At 53.8% G+C, this 16,587-nt stretch carries 19 protein-coding genes; 12 read left to right on the forward strand and 7 right to left on the reverse strand.

Going from position 1 to position 16,587, the window contains the following annotated elements; translation table 11 throughout:
* Nucleotides 1–106: 106 nt before the first annotated feature.
* Nucleotides 107–730 (reverse strand): 16S rRNA (guanine(966)-N(2))-methyltransferase RsmD, encoded by a 624-nt coding sequence (gene rsmD / locus REH51_RS11500; protein ID WP_009724115.1) that lies wholly within the window; start codon nucleotides 728–730, stop codon nucleotides 107–109.
* A 90-nt stretch (nucleotides 731–820) separates the two neighbouring features.
* Between rsmD and ftsY the strand changes: the two genes are divergently transcribed.
* The 4 genes from ftsY to rpoH all read left to right on the forward strand — a co-directional run bounded on the left by ftsY (nucleotide 821) and on the right by rpoH (nucleotide 4,914).
* Nucleotides 821–2,167, forward strand: a complete 1,347-nt coding sequence (gene ftsY / locus REH51_RS11505; protein ID WP_498935797.1) for a signal recognition particle-docking protein FtsY — start codon at nucleotides 821–823, stop codon at nucleotides 2,165–2,167.
* Entirely contained in the window at nucleotides 2,164–2,832 is a 669-nt protein-coding gene (ftsE, locus tag REH51_RS11510) for a cell division ATP-binding protein FtsE (protein ID WP_009724117.1), read from the forward strand. Before ftsY ends, ftsE begins: the two co-directional genes overlap by 4 nt.
* On the forward strand, nucleotides 2,829–3,869 hold the full coding sequence (ftsX, locus tag REH51_RS11515) for a permease-like cell division protein FtsX (protein WP_009724118.1): 1,041 nt from the start codon (nucleotides 2,829–2,831) through the stop codon (nucleotides 3,867–3,869). Before ftsE ends, ftsX begins: the two co-directional genes overlap by 4 nt.
* A gap of 178 nt (nucleotides 3,870–4,047) precedes the next feature.
* Entirely contained in the window at nucleotides 4,048–4,914 is an 867-nt protein-coding gene (rpoH, locus tag REH51_RS11520) for an RNA polymerase sigma factor RpoH (RefSeq protein ID WP_009724119.1), read from the forward strand.
* Between the two features lie 102 nt (nucleotides 4,915–5,016).
* On the opposite strand, the gene slmA is transcribed toward rpoH, so the two are convergent.
* The 5 genes from slmA to coaBC all read right to left on the reverse strand — a co-directional run bounded on the left by slmA (nucleotide 5,017) and on the right by coaBC (nucleotide 9,906).
* Nucleotides 5,017–5,625, reverse strand: a complete 609-nt coding sequence (slmA, locus tag REH51_RS11525; RefSeq protein ID WP_009724120.1) for a nucleoid occlusion factor SlmA — start codon at nucleotides 5,623–5,625, stop codon at nucleotides 5,017–5,019.
* Nucleotides 5,626–5,646: 21 nt separating this feature from the next.
* On the reverse strand, nucleotides 5,647–6,546 hold the full coding sequence (gene argB / locus REH51_RS11530) for an acetylglutamate kinase (RefSeq protein WP_009724121.1): 900 nt from the start codon (nucleotides 6,544–6,546) through the stop codon (nucleotides 5,647–5,649).
* 166 nt (nucleotides 6,547–6,712) lie between these two features.
* Nucleotides 6,713–8,095 (reverse strand): phosphomannomutase/phosphoglucomutase, encoded by a 1,383-nt coding sequence (locus REH51_RS11535; protein WP_009724122.1) that lies wholly within the window; start codon nucleotides 8,093–8,095, stop codon nucleotides 6,713–6,715.
* A 36-nt stretch (nucleotides 8,096–8,131) separates the two neighbouring features.
* Nucleotides 8,132–8,593: a dUTP diphosphatase gene (gene dut / locus REH51_RS11540; protein WP_498935799.1), complete on the reverse strand. Its 462-nt coding sequence runs from the start codon at nucleotides 8,591–8,593 to the stop codon at nucleotides 8,132–8,134.
* Nucleotides 8,590–9,906: a bifunctional phosphopantothenoylcysteine decarboxylase/phosphopantothenate--cysteine ligase CoaBC gene (gene coaBC / locus REH51_RS11545; protein ID WP_498935801.1), complete on the reverse strand. Its 1,317-nt coding sequence runs from the start codon at nucleotides 9,904–9,906 to the stop codon at nucleotides 8,590–8,592. The genes dut and coaBC overlap by 4 nt, the downstream gene beginning before the upstream one ends.
* Nucleotides 9,907–10,056: 150 nt before the next feature.
* On the opposite strand from coaBC, the gene radC reads away from it, so the two are divergent.
* From radC to ald, 7 genes are all read left to right on the forward strand, one after another.
* Nucleotides 10,057–10,731 carry a RadC family protein gene (gene radC / locus REH51_RS11550; RefSeq protein WP_009724125.1) on the forward strand — a complete coding sequence of 225 codons (675 nt, stop codon included), beginning with the start codon at nucleotides 10,057–10,059 and terminating at the stop codon, nucleotides 10,729–10,731.
* A gap of 250 nt (nucleotides 10,732–10,981) precedes the next feature.
* The gene (gene rpmB / locus REH51_RS11555; RefSeq protein ID WP_009724126.1) at nucleotides 10,982–11,218 is read left to right on the forward strand and encodes a 50S ribosomal protein L28; all 237 of its coding nucleotides are present in this window, start codon (nucleotides 10,982–10,984) and stop codon (nucleotides 11,216–11,218) included.
* Between the two features lie 25 nt (nucleotides 11,219–11,243).
* Nucleotides 11,244–11,399: a 50S ribosomal protein L33 gene (gene rpmG, locus REH51_RS11560; protein WP_009098622.1), complete on the forward strand. Its 156-nt coding sequence runs from the start codon at nucleotides 11,244–11,246 to the stop codon at nucleotides 11,397–11,399.
* Nucleotides 11,400–11,586: 187 nt separating this feature from the next.
* On the forward strand, nucleotides 11,587–12,414 hold the full coding sequence (gene mutM / locus REH51_RS11565; RefSeq protein ID WP_009724127.1) for a bifunctional DNA-formamidopyrimidine glycosylase/DNA-(apurinic or apyrimidinic site) lyase: 828 nt from the start codon (nucleotides 11,587–11,589) through the stop codon (nucleotides 12,412–12,414).
* Between the two features lie 81 nt (nucleotides 12,415–12,495).
* Nucleotides 12,496–13,686 carry a class I SAM-dependent rRNA methyltransferase gene (locus tag REH51_RS11570; RefSeq protein WP_009724128.1) on the forward strand — a complete coding sequence of 397 codons (1,191 nt, stop codon included), beginning with the start codon at nucleotides 12,496–12,498 and terminating at the stop codon, nucleotides 13,684–13,686.
* A 73-nt stretch (nucleotides 13,687–13,759) separates the two neighbouring features.
* Nucleotides 13,760–14,194 (forward strand): acyl-CoA thioesterase, encoded by a 435-nt coding sequence (locus REH51_RS11575; protein WP_009724129.1) that lies wholly within the window; start codon nucleotides 13,760–13,762, stop codon nucleotides 14,192–14,194.
* A 271-nt stretch (nucleotides 14,195–14,465) separates the two neighbouring features.
* Nucleotides 14,466–15,581 carry an alanine dehydrogenase gene (ald, locus tag REH51_RS11580; protein WP_498935803.1) on the forward strand — a complete coding sequence of 372 codons (1,116 nt, stop codon included), beginning with the start codon at nucleotides 14,466–14,468 and terminating at the stop codon, nucleotides 15,579–15,581.
* A gap of 54 nt (nucleotides 15,582–15,635) precedes the next feature.
* On the opposite strand, the gene REH51_RS11585 is transcribed toward ald, so the two are convergent.
* The gene (locus REH51_RS11585) at nucleotides 15,636–15,887 is read right to left on the reverse strand and encodes a SlyX family protein (protein WP_009724131.1); all 252 of its coding nucleotides are present in this window, start codon (nucleotides 15,885–15,887) and stop codon (nucleotides 15,636–15,638) included.
* Nucleotides 15,888–15,997: 110 nt separating this feature from the next.
* On the opposite strand from REH51_RS11585, the gene REH51_RS11590 reads away from it, so the two are divergent.
* The gene (locus tag REH51_RS11590; RefSeq protein WP_009724132.1) at nucleotides 15,998–16,540 is read left to right on the forward strand and encodes a cold-shock protein; all 543 of its coding nucleotides are present in this window, start codon (nucleotides 15,998–16,000) and stop codon (nucleotides 16,538–16,540) included.
* The last annotated feature ends 47 nt before the right edge of the window (nucleotides 16,541–16,587 follow it).

Below are 16,587 nucleotides of genomic sequence, written 5' to 3' on the forward strand. Positions count from 1 at the left end.
CCTACCTCCAATAATGTCGACAGGCACACTACCTGTCATAACGGGGACAAAATCGTAATTCAGTTGGGCGAGCGTAACGCCGCTGCAAGATTGCGGCAAGCGCAGTTTACACGGGTTTACGAAGATAGAGGCGGGCGGTACTTTCGCCTGCCTGGGTTTCCCGATAAAGCTGCCAGTTACTAGGCACTTCTGGAGAGAGCGACTTTTCAGTTTCCAGGTAAATCATGGCATCGTCTGCAAGCCAGCGACCGGTTTCTAACGCTGAGCAGCAAGAAACGGCTAATCCTTGATGAAATGGCGGGTCAAGAAAGACGACATCCGCAGGTTGGCAGGGTTGATTGAGAAAAGTGAGCGTGTCGGTGGAGACCACCCGACCATTACTGGCTCCAAGGGTGATAATATTTTCACTAATCTGCGCGGCTACCCGGGCGTCGCGCTCGACAAATGTAACGTGGCTGGCGCCTCGGGAAAGTGCTTCAAGCCCGAGCGCTCCCGTGCCTGCAAAGAGATCAAGCACTTGTTTGCCAAACAGGTGCTGTCCTAGCCAGTTAAACAGCGTTTCACGCACGCGGTCAGGAGTTGGTCGAAGCCCGGGATGGTCAAGTACGGGAAGCTGACGGCGGCGAAAATCGCCGCCGATGATGCGAAGCTTACCTGGCGGTTTGGTAGGCCCGCGCCGCGCCGTCGATGAGCGAGAAGTAGAGGGGCGAGAAGAGCGTTGTCGTTTCATAACGCGGATTGTAGCGGGCTACTTATCCAAAGTCTTGGTCTGCAGTGGTAGGATAATCGCAATGTTCACCTATTTAGTCGGATGACACCTATGTTCGGTTTTTTCAAACGTAAGAAAAAGCACGACTCCCAGCAGGAGCAGCAAGATCAGCAGGCGCTGTCTCAGGAGGAGCATGGCGAAGTAGAGGTTACCAAAGAGCCAGCGCTAGAGCATGAAGCAGGGCAGGCCTCGCCAACGGAGGAAGTTGCACAAGAAACGCCAGCGACTGAAGCTACGCTACCCGAGCATAAGGCGCCTGTAGAAGAAACCGCCGAGAAGGCACAGGTAAGTGAATCAGAACTAGAATCTGAGTCCGAGCTAGGCTCCGTTTCAGAACCAGAACCAGAACCAGAACCAGAACCAGAACCAGAACCAGAACCAGAACCAGACCCAGTCACAATGACAGCGCCTAAACCGGCTCTTCAAGAGAAGCCTGTGGCTGAAAAAGGTGAAAAGAAAGGTTGGTTCGCACGAATTAAGTCAGGGCTCGGCAAAACTCGCGCCAATCTAACCGATGGTATTGCCGACCTGTTTTTGGGCAAAAAACAGATCGATGATGAGCTGTTGGAAGATCTTGAAACCCAACTGCTCATGGCAGATGTAGGCATTGAAGCCACCAGCGAGATTATTGAGCGCCTTGAAGCGCGCGTTTCGCGCAAAGAGCTGAATAACCCGGAAGCGCTTTATCGCGGTTTGCAGGAGGAGTTGGCGTCGATGCTGGCGCCGGTAGCGACGCCGCTAAATTTTGAAAAAGACAGCGATGGGCCTTTTGTCATTCTCGTGGTAGGTGTTAACGGCGTAGGTAAAACGACGACTATCGGCAAGCTGACCCAGCGTTTTCAGCGTGAAGGTAAAAGCGTCATGCTCGCTGCAGGTGACACCTTCCGTGCAGCGGCGGGTGAACAGCTTAAAGTGTGGGGCGAACGTAACAACGCCCCGGTGATTGCGCAGCACACAGGCGCTGATAGTGCTTCAGTGATTTACGACGCCGTTGCGGCTGCCAAAGCGCGAGGGGTAGACGTGCTGATTGCCGACACGGCAGGGCGGCTGCACAACAAAAGTCATCTGATGGAAGAGCTGAAAAAAGTCCATCGCGTCATGCAAAAGCTGGATAGCACCGCTCCCCATGAGGTGATGTTGGTGCTAGATGCAGGGACTGGGCAAAACGCCATTTCCCAGGCCAGCACATTTAACGATGCTGTGCCGATCAGTGGCATCACATTGACGAAGCTGGACGGTACCGCCAAAGGCGGAATTATTTTCGCATTAGCGAAGCAGCTAAAAACACCGATTCGCTTTATTGGCGTGGGCGAGGGCCTGGATGACCTCCGCCCCTTCGAGGCAGATGATTTTGTTAACGCGCTGTTTGACCGGCAAGGGGATGATGGCCGCGCATGATCGCTTTTGAACATGTGGGTAAGCGCTATGGAGGGCGCTTTGAGGCGCTAGCGCACCTGAATTTTCGCGTTGCAAGAGGCGAAATGGTGTTCCTGACCGGGCATTCTGGTGCTGGTAAAAGCTCGTTGCTGCGACTGATTATGCGTCTCGAAAAGCCCAGTCGTGGTCGGGTAGTGGTGGCAGGGCACGATATTGCCGAGCTCCATGCCAGCCAAGTGCCGTTTTACCGTCGGCAAATTGGTGTGGTGTTTCAAGATCACCAATTGCTGTTTGATCGCAGCGTGTTCCGTAATGTATCTCTGCCGCTCGAAATTCAAGGGGTGGAGCCGCGAGAAGCAGCGCGGCGCGTTCGTGCTGCGCTGGATAAAGTCGGACTTTTACACCGCGAAAAAGCGCTGCCGGTAGAGCTTTCTGGCGGTGAGCAGCAGCGTGTGGGAATTGCTCGCGCGGTGGTTAATAAGCCAGCCCTGTTACTGGCCGATGAGCCTACCGGTAACTTAGACCCACAGCTTTCTGCCGACATTATGGCGCTGTTTGAAGACTTTAATCGTATCGGGACCACCGTGATGATTGCCAGTCACGACTTAGCGCTGATTGCGCGGCTGCGCCACCGAATTTTGCGTTTGCGGGATGGCCGTCTGGTGGCAGATGAGGGGGCCGTATGAAACGTGCTGCGACACCCCGTTCTACAGGTGCAGCGCCCAAGGGTAAGCGACAAGCGGCCAGAACCTCCAGTGAGCCACCCGCCGAGCGGCGCGGGGCGCGTTCACAGCAAACACGCTTTAGCAGTCGCTTACGCGCCTGGGGACGCCATCACCGTGCAATGGCATTGGATAGCCTTTATCGCCTGGTACGTCATCCTGTGGGTAATTTGCTAACCATGCTGGCCATCGCTATTGCGTTAGTTTTGCCTGCGGCACTTTGGTTAACCTTGGATAGCGCCAAGTTGCTAGACGCAGAACTTGATGAGAGTGCAACCCTCACCGTTTATCTGGAAACGACCGTAGACGCTGCGCAGTCCACTCGCATTGAAGAGGCCGTCATTGCGGACGAGGGCGTCGAAACGACCCGCCTTATCAGCGCAGAGCAAGGTATGGTTGAGTTTCAGCAGTCCCTTGGTATTGAAGATACCCTGGCAGGGCTTGAAGATAACCCCCTGCCAGCCAGTATTGTGATTTACCCGCAGAGCGTTGAACCCGCCGCTATGGCACAGCTGGCACAGCGTTTGGAAGCGTTCTCTGGGGTAGACGAAGTGCGCGTAGATTTGGCGTGGGTAGAGCGTTTACGTCATTTGGCGGATCTTGGGCGACGGGTGGCGCTCGCGCTTGGTGTGCTATTTGGCTGTGGTGTGCTGCTGGTGGTGGGCAACACTATTCGTCTTTCGGTTGAAAGCCGACGGAGAGAAATCGAAGTGGTGATGCTTATTGGCGCGACCCATGCCTTTGTTCGGAGGCCCTTTCTATATAGCGGGGCTTGGTACGGTGTTGGGGGCGGCCTGCTGGCGCTGGGGTTGTTGGGGCTTGGCAACCATTGGTTGTCGATGCCCGTTGCAGCTCTGGCTGCAAGCTATGGGGCGAGCTTTGTATTGCCGCAGTTGGACGTGACAGGCTCTACAATTCTGCTATCTTGCAGTACACTACTGGGCTGGCTAGGAGCTTGGTTGGCTGTTACACGCCATCTCTCTAGTATACGGCCGCGTTGATTATGTGTGTTATGCGGTCAGTAACGGGGATTTCCACCCCATTTTGTGTCTTATGCAGTGAATGCATCGGTCATGTGAACCTTATGCTTAGGCTAAGGTCTTAGAGTTAACAGATGATGGTTGAGGCACTCACTTCAACACATCAACCATGATAGGTTTTAAGGGAGACCACCTGCACATGAGCACTAGTCTTCTACCGGTGGGACAGCTTTCTCCAGGTCACGATCTGGGCGGCTATATTCAAGCGGTTAACGGCATACCCGTATTAAGCGTTGATGAAGAGCGTGAGCTTGCATTCCGCCTCCACGACGAAGGTGATTTAGAAGCAGCACGCCGCTTGGTGCTGTCGCACCTGCGTTTTGTTGTGCATATTGCTCGCAGTTACTCAGGTTATGGTCTGCCACAGGCTGACCTGATTCAAGAAGGTAACGTCGGTCTAATGAAGGCCGTTAAACGCTTCGACCCCAATCAGGGCGTTCGCTTGGTGTCATTTGCCGTGCATTGGATCAAAGCGGAAATTCATGAGTTTGTGCTGCGCAACTGGCGTATTGTCAAAATTGCCACCACGAAAGCTCAGCGCAAGTTGTTTTTTAACCTGCGTAGCGCCAAAAAACGCTTAGCCTGGCTGAACAACGATGAAGTTAACGCGATTGCGGAAGACCTCAACGTAAAGCCAGAAGTAGTGCGCGATATGGAAGGCCGCCTGTCGGCTTACGATGCGGGCTTCGATGCCTCTCCTAGCGACGACGAAGAGAGCACCTATCAAGCACCGGCGTATTTTTTAGATGACGCTTCCGCTGATCCGGCAACGCTGCTGGAAGACAGCAACTTTGAGGAAGATTCAACGCGTCGCTTACAGCTAGCTTTGAAAGGGCTTGATGAGCGCTCGCGGGATATTCTGCAGCGTCGCTGGCTCACTGATAATAAAGCGACACTGCACGACTTGGCCGATGTTTATGGCGTCAGCGCTGAACGCATCCGCCAGCTCGAAAAGAACGCAATGAAAAAACTGCGCCAGAAGATGGGCGACGCTATCGCCGCTTAAGTAAGTACTCATAGCTGACAAGCACGTTAGATACACGCCCCAAAGGCAATGCCTTTGGGGCGTTTTTATTGGACAACTGATCGCTTGATATGTTGACGCTTGCTAAGCCGGTTGCACGGTTTCTTGTAACAGTTGGCTAGACAGAAGTGCCCACTGGTCTTCCCAGTACTCGGTCGGCAAGCGCTTGAAATCACTGCGCACATACTGAGAAATACGCCCTTCAGCCTGAGCGATCAGCAGGTTGGCTGCTGCTGAAGCGGATATGCTGGTGCGTAGCCCTTCGCGCAGCTCAGCTTCCCGCAGTATCTGTTTTAACTGGGTTTCCAGGCGCTCAAACAATTGGTGAACGCGCTGGCGCAGCCGGGCCGTTTCGCCAGTAAGTACGTCGCCTCCCAGTACCCTGGCAAGCCCAGGGTTCTTTTCGGCAAAGCCGAGAAGCAAAGCCAGAATAGTGCCGCATCGAGACGCCGCATCGGGGATGTCTTCTAGAATACGCGTGATACGTGCAAAGATGCTTTCTTCAATAAAGTCGATCAAACCTTCAAACATGCGCGCTTTGCTGGGGAAATGCCGATACAGCGCTGCTTCCGAAACGCCAACCTGGCGGGCAAGCGCAGCGGTTGTAATGCGTTTGCCGCTATCCTCTTCCAGCATAACGGCTAAGGCTTGCAGGATTTGCTCGCGGCGGCGAGGTTTTTGTTCGTCACTCATGACGTTAGCCCTCCGTCGCGGTTAACCTGCGTCAGTAATCAGGGTGCCGACCCCAGCATTGGTAAAGATTTCCAGCAGTACGGCATGGGGGACGCGGCCATCGATAATATGGGCGCTGTTAACGCCGCCTTTTACCGCGTCTAGTGCACAGCGTATTTTTGGCAGCATGCCTCCATAAATCGTGCCGTCGGCGATTAAGGCGTCAACTTGAGCAGTGCTTAGTCCAGTTAACACCTCTCCTTCACTGTTCATCAGGCCCGCGACGTTGGTCAATAGCATCAGTTTTTCAGCGTTGAGTGCCTCGGCCAGTTTGCCTGCTACTAGGTCGGCATTGATGTTATAGCTGTGTCCCTCACCGTCAACCCCGATAGGGGCAATCACCGGAATGAAGTCTCTGGCGGCCAGCATCTCAATGAGGTCGGTGGAGATAGACTCCACTTCACCTACGTGCCCAATGTCGATAATTTCCGGTGCGGTCATCTCAGGACTTTGGTGCTCTACTTTCAGCTGGCGAGCACGAATTTGAGCGCCATCTTTACCGGTCAAGCCAATGGCTTTGCCACCGCTTTGGTTGATCAGGTTAACAATGCTTTTGTTGACCAACCCTCCCAAGACCATCTCCACAACATCCATGGTTTGGGAGTCAGTGACTCGCATGCCGTTCACAAAGCGCGATTCGATATTCAGTTTTTCCAGCAGGCTGCCAATTTGTGGCCCGCCCCCATGGACGACGACCGGGTTAATGCCGACCTCTTTCATCAGCACGATGTTGCGCGCGAACGAATCGATCAAGGTGTCTTCTGTCATGGCGTTGCCACCATATTTAACGACGACCGTTTTGCCCGAAAACTGCTGGATGTAGGGGAGGGCTTCTGACAATACCTCCACAACGACCTGGGGGTCGCGGCTAGTTGAACTCATGACGTTGTCCCTTTTGATTTTTTCCGTCGCTACTTTTTATCGCGACCGTTATTACAGCGCGAGCATTGGCTTTTCCATGCGGCGTGTTGTCTAGCCTTCTTATTATGTCGCGCGTTCGATTGGCGTGATCACTTCTCTTCTGTTCACCCTGCCGCGTTAGTTCACGTTATTGAGGTTCAGGGATCGTCAGTGCTGGTGAAATCTCCGCCAGCGCGTTGGCAAAACGCTGTTTTATTCGGCTAAGTGCCGCAGCATCGCTACCCTCAAAGCGGAGTACTAGCGCAGGTGTGGTGTTGGAAGCTCGGCAAAGTCCCCAGCCATCGGCATAGTCCACGCGAATGCCATCAATCGTGGTTTTGATACCTTCGCCGAAGTCGCCCTCTCTAGCAAGCTTCTTGATAAGCGCGAATTTTTCTTCATCGGCGACCGCGATATTAATTTCAGGCGTGCTGATATCTTGTGGAAATAGATCAAACACTTCATCGGCACTGCCGGGGTGGCGGGCTAGAATTTCAAGCAAACGGGCCGCAGCATACAGACCGTCGTCAAATCCGTACCAACGCTCCTTGAAGAAAATATGCCCGCTCATCTCACCGCCCAGCTCAGCACCTGTTTCCCGCATGCGTGCTTTGATTAGTGAATGCCCGGTCCGCCACATTTCCGGCTCGCCGCCAGCGTCGCTAATAACTCGTGCCAGGTTACCGGTACATTTGATGTCGAAGATTACCTTGGCGCCTGGGTTGCGTGACAGCATATCAGCCGCGAATACCATCAGCAGATGGTCCGGGTAGATCATTCTGCCACTTGGCGTGACAACCCCTAAGCGGTCGCCGTCGCCGTCAAAAGCTAAGCCAATATCGGCGCCGGTTTTATTAACGCTATGGATCAAGTCGCGTAGGTTTTCGGGTTTGCCTGGGTCGGGGTGGTGGTTCGGGAAGTTGCCGTCAATCTCGGCGAATAATGGAGTGGTTTTTACCCCCAGGCGCTCGATAAGCTGCGGGCCAAGCTCTCCAGCGACCCCGTTGCCACAATCCACAACCGCGCTCAGTGGTCGCTCAATATGGATGTCGCTAATAATTCTTTCAAGATACGCCGTGCGCAAGTCGTGCTGGCGAACGCTGCCTTCGCCGCTGGTGAGGTCGTTTGCTTGAATGCGCTCATAGAGGGCGGTGATAGCATCACCGGAGAGCGTTTCACCAGCTAAGACGATTTTGAAGCCGTTATAGTCGGGTGGATTGTGGCTGCCGGTTAGCATTACCCCAGAGCAGCTTTCAGGCAGTATGTGTGTGGCGAAGTAAAGCACGGGTGTTGGCACCATGCCGATATCAATAACGTCCCGCCCTGAGGCTGTTAGGCCACGAATCAGCGCTGCTTGCAGGCGCGGTCCGGAAAGTCGGCCATCACGTGCAACAATGACCGTTTGCTCGCCCCGAGCGGCGGCTTCAGAGCCAACGGCACGGCCAATAAGCTCGGTGGTGGTTTCACTCAGCGTATGGTCCACAATGCCGCGAATGTCGTAAGCACGAAATATCGATGCAGGTACGTTCATTGTCGCTCCTAAATTAACGGTAAAACAGCGCTTGGCTTATTGGCTGGCTGTGCTGCCAAAACCACCGCTGCCGCGAGTGGAGTCTTCAAAGGCATCGACAATCGTAAGTTCCGCTTGCACGACGGGGACAACGACATACTGAGCGAGACGCTCAAAGGGCGATAACGTAAAGCTGCTTTGACCACGGTTCCACACGGATACCATCAGTTCGCCCTGGTAATCAGAGTCGATTAGTCCGACGAGATTGCCCAGCACGATACCGTGCTTATGACCTAGCCCGGAGCGAGGCAAGATCATACCTGCTAAACCAGGATCTTCTATGTAAATGGCAAGGCCTGTTCGCACCAGCTGGCAGTCACCAGGAGCAAGCGTCAGCGGTTCATCTAGCAGTGCTCGCAAATCCATACCCGCTGAGCCTGTTGTTGCATAAGAGGGAAGGTAGTCGTGCAAACGCTCATCCAATATTTTGCACTGCAGGCGTGGGCGAGAACCGCTCATGATAATGCTCCGGGGGGTTGAGAAAGTGATTGAGAAGGTGACTGAGAGGGTAATTGAGAAGGTAGTAGTGATAGTGCGTGACGAATAATAAGGGCAGCAAGCTGCGTTTTAGCCTGGGGAGGGGCTTCCAGTTGATCGGTCCCCGCCATTGAGCGCCAAAGCAGCAAGGCAGCATTGTTATCGCTTCCAAAGCCAAGTCCCTGCTGAGAGACGTCGTTGGCAACGATCATATCTAGGCCTTTGCGGGTCAGTTTATCTTCCGCATAGCGAGCGACATTTTGGGTTTCGGCGGCGAAGCCCACCACGAAAGGGCGTTGGTTGCCAGGCAGCGCGGAAACATCGGCAATAATGTCAGGGGTTTTGACCAGCGTAAGCGTTAGCGTATCGCTGTCGTCGGTTTTTTTGATTTTATGCTCGGCAGCACTGGCGGCACGGTAGTCAGCGACCGCAGCACAGCCAATAAATAGGGCTGCATGAGGCGCTAGTGTTAACGCTTCGTGATGCATTTGTGCGGCGGTTTCCACATCAATCCGTTCAACACCGTAAGGGGTGGGTAGATTAACCGGGCCGCTTATCAGCGTTACCCGTGCGCCCTGGGTAGCTGCTTCAGCAGCTAGTGCGTACCCCATCTTCCCTGAGCTGTGATTGGATAGGTAGCGCACGGGATCCAGCGACTCTCGAGTGGGGCCAGCAGTAATAACCACATGCGGCGCGGAGGTTGGCGCTGGCGTCTTTGCATCAGTAGTAAAATGCTGTGCTAAGAAATCAACAATACCTTCTGGCTCGCTCATTCTGCCGGGGCCTACGTCGCCACAAGCTTGGTCACCTGCCGCTGGCCCGATCAACTGCCAGCCATCGCTGGCTAACTGAATCACGTTACGTTGGGTTGCGGGGTGTCGCCACATGGCCTGATTCATGGCCGGTGCGATCAGCTTGGGCGCTTCACAGGCTAAGCACAGGGTGGTCAACAGATCGTCAGCCATGCCATGTACCAATCGTGCGATCAAGTCGGCAGTCGCTGGGGCAATCAGTACGGCATCCGCCCAGCGGGCTAGCTCAATATGTCCCATGCCAGCTTCTGCTTCAGGGTCAAGCAGTGAGGTGCGTACCGGCTCCCCTGAGAGCGCTTGAAGTGTTAACGGCGTGATAAATGCTTGGGCACCCTCGGTCATTACCACGCGACCCTCGCAGCCAGCTTGCTTGAGTAGCCGAACAATCAGCGCGCTTTTATAAGCTGCAATGCCAGCGCTAATACCAAGTAGCAGGCGCTTGCCAGCAAGTGACGTTAACGGAGATGGCGATAATAAGGCCATGATGGGCAGTCCCATGTAGCGTTTGTTAAAGGTGAGTACCATACCATTTGACTGGTTATTTTGGCATGCTCAGGCAGCAGTTGGAAAAGCCAATTAGGGTGCGTAATAGCAAACGCGGACGGTGCTATCAGCGGTAGCAAGGAGGCGGCAATGGGGATTAATCACTGGCCAGAAGGGGAGCGGCCACGAGAGAAGTTATTGAACATGGGGGTTCAGGCGCTCTCTGACGCTGAGCTCCTTGCCATTTTTCTGCGGGTAGGCGTTCAGGGGAGCTCAGCCGTGGATTTAGCGCGGGACCTGCTGGCCAGCTTTGGTGGTTTGAGGCAGCTCTTGGAGGCGGATCAGGATCAGTTTTGTGCGGCTCGGGGGCTTGGGAGTGCAAAATTTGCTCAGCTTCAGGCGACCCTCGAGCTTTCCAGGCGTCATTTGGCGAGTCAGCTTGCCCGGGGCAATGCGCTCACATCGCCGGCCCTTGTGCGCCATTACCTCAGTTCCCAGCTTCGCCATTTGGGGCATGAAGAGTTTGCCGTGCTTTTTTTGGATACACAGCATCGAATTATTCGCTATGAATCCCTGTTTCGCGGTACCCTAGACAGCGCATCCGTTTATCCCCGCGAAGTAGCCAAGCGTGCGCTTGAATTACACGCTGGTGCTGTCATCCTGGCACACAATCACCCCTCGGGTGTTGCTGAGCCAAGCGATGCTGATCGACGTATTACTGAACGTCTAAAAGATGCCCTTGCACTCTTCGATGTGCGGGTGCTTGATCATTTCGTGGTGGGGGACGGTGACGTGGTTTCGTTTGCCGAGCGCGGTTGGCTATAGCAATTAATGAAAACGGTGTGACGTCAAATTCACGTCGTTTACCTAAGTAAATTGTCCGAAAAATGCCTTTTTTGGCATTTTTGGGCGTTTTTGCTTGCTGGTAGCCGGGTGCTCTGGTATAAAGTGCCACCTTTAAACTTGGGTTGAATAACGGATTTGGGTACAGCTAGGCGGTTAACTGCGTCGACTCCCTCCCTGCTCCGGTTTGCCCGACAGTTTTGAACAACTCGCCAAGCGGTTGGAGGCTCTCATGTCCAAAGTATGTCAGGTTACCGGCAAGCGTCCGGTAACTGGTAATAACGTTTCTCACTCCCAGCGTAAGACACGTCGTCGTTTCTTGCCGAACCTGCACACCCATCGTTTTTGGGTTGAAGCTGAAAACCGCTTCGTCAAGCTGCGCGTTTCCTCTAAAGGAATGCGTATTATTGACAAGAAAGGTATCGAAACGGTTCTGGCTGATATCCGCAAGCGCGGCGACGCCATCTAAGCTAGCATTTTGGGAGAGTTAAACCATGCGCGATAAGATCAAGCTGGTGTCTAGTGCCGGTACAGGCCACTTCTACACCACTGATAAGAACAAGCGGAATACACCGGATAAGTTCGAATTCAAGAAATACGACCCGGTCGTCCGTAAGCACGTTATCTACAAGGAAGCCAAGATCAAGTAATCGCGATTACAATGATCGGCTTTCACCGCAGGCGAGTGCCTGTTGAAAAACCCGGCCCCAAGCCGGGTTTTTGCATGTCCGGTATTTAGCCACTTATTTTGTATGAATGGCGGTACACGTCCCTATGCTTCAGCACCGCATAGGCGACAGGGTAGTTGTCACGGTGCTGTCATCATAGGCTTTCATCATGCCCGAATTGCCTGAAGTTGAAACGACACGGCGTGGCATTGCCCCCTATTTAGAAGGGCAGGAGATCACCGAGGTGCTGGTGCGTCAGTCCCGGTTACGCGTGCCAGTACCTGGAAACCTAGCCGAACGGCTGGTAGGTGCTCATGTAGGCGTGTTAAATCGCCGCGCTAAGTATCTGCAAATTCCCGTGTCGACGCCTGAAGGTGAGGCCACGCTGCTATGGCATTTGGGCATGTCGGGCAGCCTGCGCATTGCCAAGGTGGGGGATTTGCCTAAAAAGCATGATCATGTTGACGTGGTGATGGCCAGTGGCTATGTGCTGAGGTACCACGACCCGCGGCGTTTTGGTTTTGTTGACTGGCAGCAGGGCGATGGCCGCTTAGACTCACGCCTTGCGCACCTTGGTCCTGAGCCGTTGGACGACGCGTTTAACGGCCGCTGGCTCTATAACGCATCGCGTAAAAAGCGCGTTGCGGTAAAGCCTTTTTTAATGGATAACCGTGTGGTGGTCGGTGCGGGTAATATTTACGCTGCCGAAGCGCTGTTTATGGCGTGTATCGACCCCCGTCGCGCCGCTGGGAAAATTTCCCTGGCCCGTTACCAGCAGCTAGCTGCCGCGGTTAAAGAGGTTCTGGCGGCAGCGATTACCCAGGGTGGCACCACACTGCGAGATTTTGTCAGTGGTCAGGGTGAACCCGGTTACTTCGCCCAGCAACTGAATGTGTACGGGCGCCATGGGCAGCCTTGCCTGCGCTGTGGCGTTGAGCTGCGTCGTATCACCCTGGGTCAGCGGGCCAGCGTGTTTTGCCCGGGTTGCCAGCGATAGCGGCGGGTCTTTGATATTAATTGTTTTGCCTATGCTTTCAGAGTCTATGTGCTTTGTAAGATTGCTCTTTTGGAGATTGTTGTGACTCAACGCCTGCGCCTGAATAAAAATGCCGATCGCCGCCTGAAAGCGGGCCATCTGTGGATCTACTCCAATGAGGTAGATATCAAAGAGACGCCGCTAAAAAACTTTGCTGCAGGTGAGCCCGCTCTGGTTGAGGCTTCCAACGGCAAAACTCTTGGCGTCGCTTACATTAATCCGCATTCGCTGATTTGTGGTCGAGTAATGTCTCGCGACCCAGAAATGCGTCTAGATCGCTCGTTATTCGTACACCGCTTCAACCAGGCGCTGGCGCTGCGTGAACGGCTGTTCGATAAGCCATTTTATCGCTTGATTCACGGTGAAGGTGACCTGTTGCCGGGCTTGGTGATCGACCGTTTCGGTGACGTGCTGGTGGTGCAGCTGAATACCGCGGGTATGCAAGCGCTGGCGGAAGATATTGTCGATGCGCTGGAAAAAGTCGTTAAGCCTAATGCCATTGTGTTCCGCAATGATACGGGCGGTCGCCGTCAGGAAGGCCTTGAAGCTCACGTCGAAGTGGTAAAGGGCACACTTCCCGATGAAGTTCTGCTGGAAGAGAACGGGGTTACCTTTGCAGTGCCGGTGTTGAATGGCCAAAAGACAGGGTGGTTCTACGACCACCGTGTCAACCGCGCATGGCTGAATAGCCAAGTGGCAGGGAAGCGCGTGCTGGATGTGTTCAGTTACGTGGGCGGCTGGGGTGTTCAGGCAGCTGCCAGCGGTGCTTCTGAAGTGCTGTGTGTCGATGCTTCTGCCCCGGCGTTGGATCAGGTGGCTCGCAACGCTGAGCTAAATGGTGTGCAAGAGCAAGTCGCGGTAGCAGAGGGCGATGCCTTTGAAGCGTTAGCGGCACTGAAAGCCGATGGCGAACAGTTTGACGTTATCATTCTTGATCCGCCTGCGTTTATCAAAAAGCGCAAGGACATCCCTAATGGTGAACGCGCTTACGCACGACTGAATCGAGAAGCAATGCGCCTGCTGGGCCGCGATGGCTTGCTGTTGTCGGCCTCATGCTCTATGCACCTCGCCCCTGAGCGTTTAGTAGATGTGGTTCGTGGCGCTGTTCGTCACCAAGACCGTCATGGTCAGGTGATTTTCCAGGGCCATCAGGGGCCAGATCACCCCGTCCATCCGGCTATCCCGGAAACTTCGTACCTGAAGGCGCTTGGCGTGAGGGTATTCCGCGATTAAGCCAAAGACGTTTCTTGGCGAAAACTTGCAAGACAGACACTAGCTTCAAGGAGTAACCGCAAGGAGCAGCACTATGGAGTGGGCACTGCCAAATCCTTTTGTGATCGATCTTCAGGTGGCGTCAGAGGCCATTGACGTCTACCAGCATGTCAATAATAGCGAGTATTTACGCTGGGTTGAACAGATCAGTTGGGCCCACTCTGAAGCCTTGGGGTTATCCCTAGAGCGCTATCAATCTCTTGATCGTGCCATGGTCGTTCACCGTCATGAGTTGGACTATCTGGCCCCCGCCTATGTCGATGATAAGCTGCAACTGGCGACTTGGATTGTTGCCTGCGATGGTCGTTTTAGTTTGACCCGTCGATTTCAGCTTAAGCGCGTGAGCGATGGCAAAGCGTTGCTCAACGCCCGTACCCGGTTTGCTTGCGTGGCGCTCACCAGTGGGCGCCCTAAGCGCTTGCCTGTTGAGTATCAGCGCATTTACGGTGACGCGGTGGTAGCTGAGTAGATAATGGTGAAATGCCGTCGATTATTTCGCTGATTTTCGTTAAACACTAGATTATTCTCCAAAAAAACGCCTTAGCCGGCGTTTTTTTTGTTTTTCTTGCTTGGGGTGGTGATTAGTGCCAGCTGTGCTGTAATTTGCTGAATAGCGCTTATTGATGGCCTAGGACTTACGGCTAGGAGGGATTGAAGGCTAACTAGGCACTGACGATTTAGCACTGATGATTTAGCACTGATGATTTAGCACTAACAATCAATAGAGAAGGAAAACGCTAATGAAAATCGCCGTCCCCAAAGAAATTAAAAATCACGAATATCGGGTGGCGCTCACTCCGACAGGTGCGCGGGAGCTAGTGGGGCGTGGTCACTCGGTAAGTGTCCAGGCAGCAGCGGGAGAAGGTGCTGGGTTTAGCGACAGCGACTACGAGGCCGCTGGTGCTAAAGTAGAAGCTAATGTAGACGCGCTGTGGCAAAGCGCCGAGCTGATTCTCAAAGTAAAAGAACCTCAAGCCGAAGAAGTAGCACGTCTAACAGCCAGTCAGACGCTATTCACCTACTTGCACTTGGCCGCTGAGGAAACATTAACTCAAGGGCTGATGGCCAGCGGTGCTACCTGTATTGCCTACGAAACCATCACCGATGCAAAAGGTGGGTTACCGCTGCTCGCGCCGATGAGTACGGTAGCTGGGCGCATGGCTGTTCAGGCAGGCGCGCATAGCCTGGAAAAAGCCCAGGGCGGCTCCGGCGTGCTATTGCCAGGTGTGCCGGGCGTTGCGCCGGGTAAAGTTACTGTGATTGGCGGTGGTGTGGTCGGTGAAAACGCCGCCCGTATGGCGTTAGGGTTGGGGGCCGAGGTGACCATTCTGGATAAGTCGATTGCTCGCTTGGAGGTGCTGGACGACCGTTATCAGGGGCGCATCAAAACCGTGTACTCAACGGCGGACGCCCTCGATCAGGCAGCCAAAGAGTCTGATATGATCATTGGCGCCGTACTCACCCCCGGCGCCGCTGCGCCTAAGTTGATTACCCGTGCAATGCTGGCTGATATGAAGCCGGGCAGTGTGTTGGTAGATGTAGCTATCGATCAGGGCGGCTGTTTTGAAACCAGCAAACCCACTACGCATGCCGAGCCGACCTATATCGTGGACGGCATCGTGCATTACTGCGTAGCTAATATGCCTGGAGCGGTAGCGCGTACATCTACTCTGGGGCTTACCAATGCCACGTTGCCATTTGTGCTGGCGCTAGCTGATAAAGGCTGGCAACAGGCGCTTAAAGACGACCCGCACTTCCTGCCAGGGCTTAACGTCCATAATGGGCAAGTGACTTATCAGGCCGTTGCCGATGCTTTTGGACTCAAGAGCATCGATCCAGCAAATGCAGTGGCGTGATAATCGGTACGTCAATTAGTAGTAGTTGATACTGCCGATAGCAGGGTGGTGTTGCTAATAGTGAGGGGGCACTTCGTCTTCTGGGCGGGTATCACCCTGTGAGTCATCACCCGCTTGGAGCGCCTGATACTGCTCGCGCAAGCGGTCACGCATCAGCGTGCTCAGCTGCTCCAGCTTTTCTAGCCGACGCTCTTGCTGGGCAACCGCCTGATCAAGGGTGTCTAGCCAGTGCTCCTGGTAAGCCAGTCTACTCTCTAAAGATTCAAGAAGTTGAGTTAGCTCAGCAGGCGATAATTCGTTTGTCATGATAACATCGTCACCTTGTGTAGTATGCTCGGTACTGTTAGGAATGGGCCTAGTTGGCCGAGTATTGTCCTTCGTCTGTTACCCATACAACAAGAGAGCTTTTATCATCTATGAATCCAAAAGTTGTTTTTCGCTGTTTCTTCATCAGTGTTTTACTTGCCGCCCCCACGCCACTTCTTCTGGCGGGGATTGTTCATTTAACGAATGCACCGCTTGCTGAGCAGTGGCTGGCTGAGCTTGCCATCAGCGGGGTGAGTGGTGTGTATATTGCCGCTGCTCTGGGATGTTTTATTGCGTTATTCATAGGCACTTTAGCCGCTGCTGCTCTGGCGCCGCCTATGGTAGTGAAAGCTGATGTTTCTCGAACTAAATCTGCGCCGCGTCAGCCTCAAGCGGTACCTGAAGTGGAAGATTATGAAGAGGAAGATATCATCGACCCCAATGATGGTCGCGAAGAGGGCGAAGTAAAGTGGTTTAATACCAATAAAGGTTACGGCTTTATTACCCGAGATAATGGTGAGGATGTGTTTGTTCACTTTCGTGCTATTCGTGGACGTGGCCCGCGTATGCTTGCTGAAGGGCAGATTGTTCGCTATCACGTGATTAAGAATGATCGTGGTCTTCAGGCGGATGATGTCAGCATTATTGAGTAGCTTTTGTTAAATCACTTTTATTGAATAGCGCTAGCATCGCCAACTGC

The organism is Halomonas bluephagenesis (assembly GCF_054790765.1).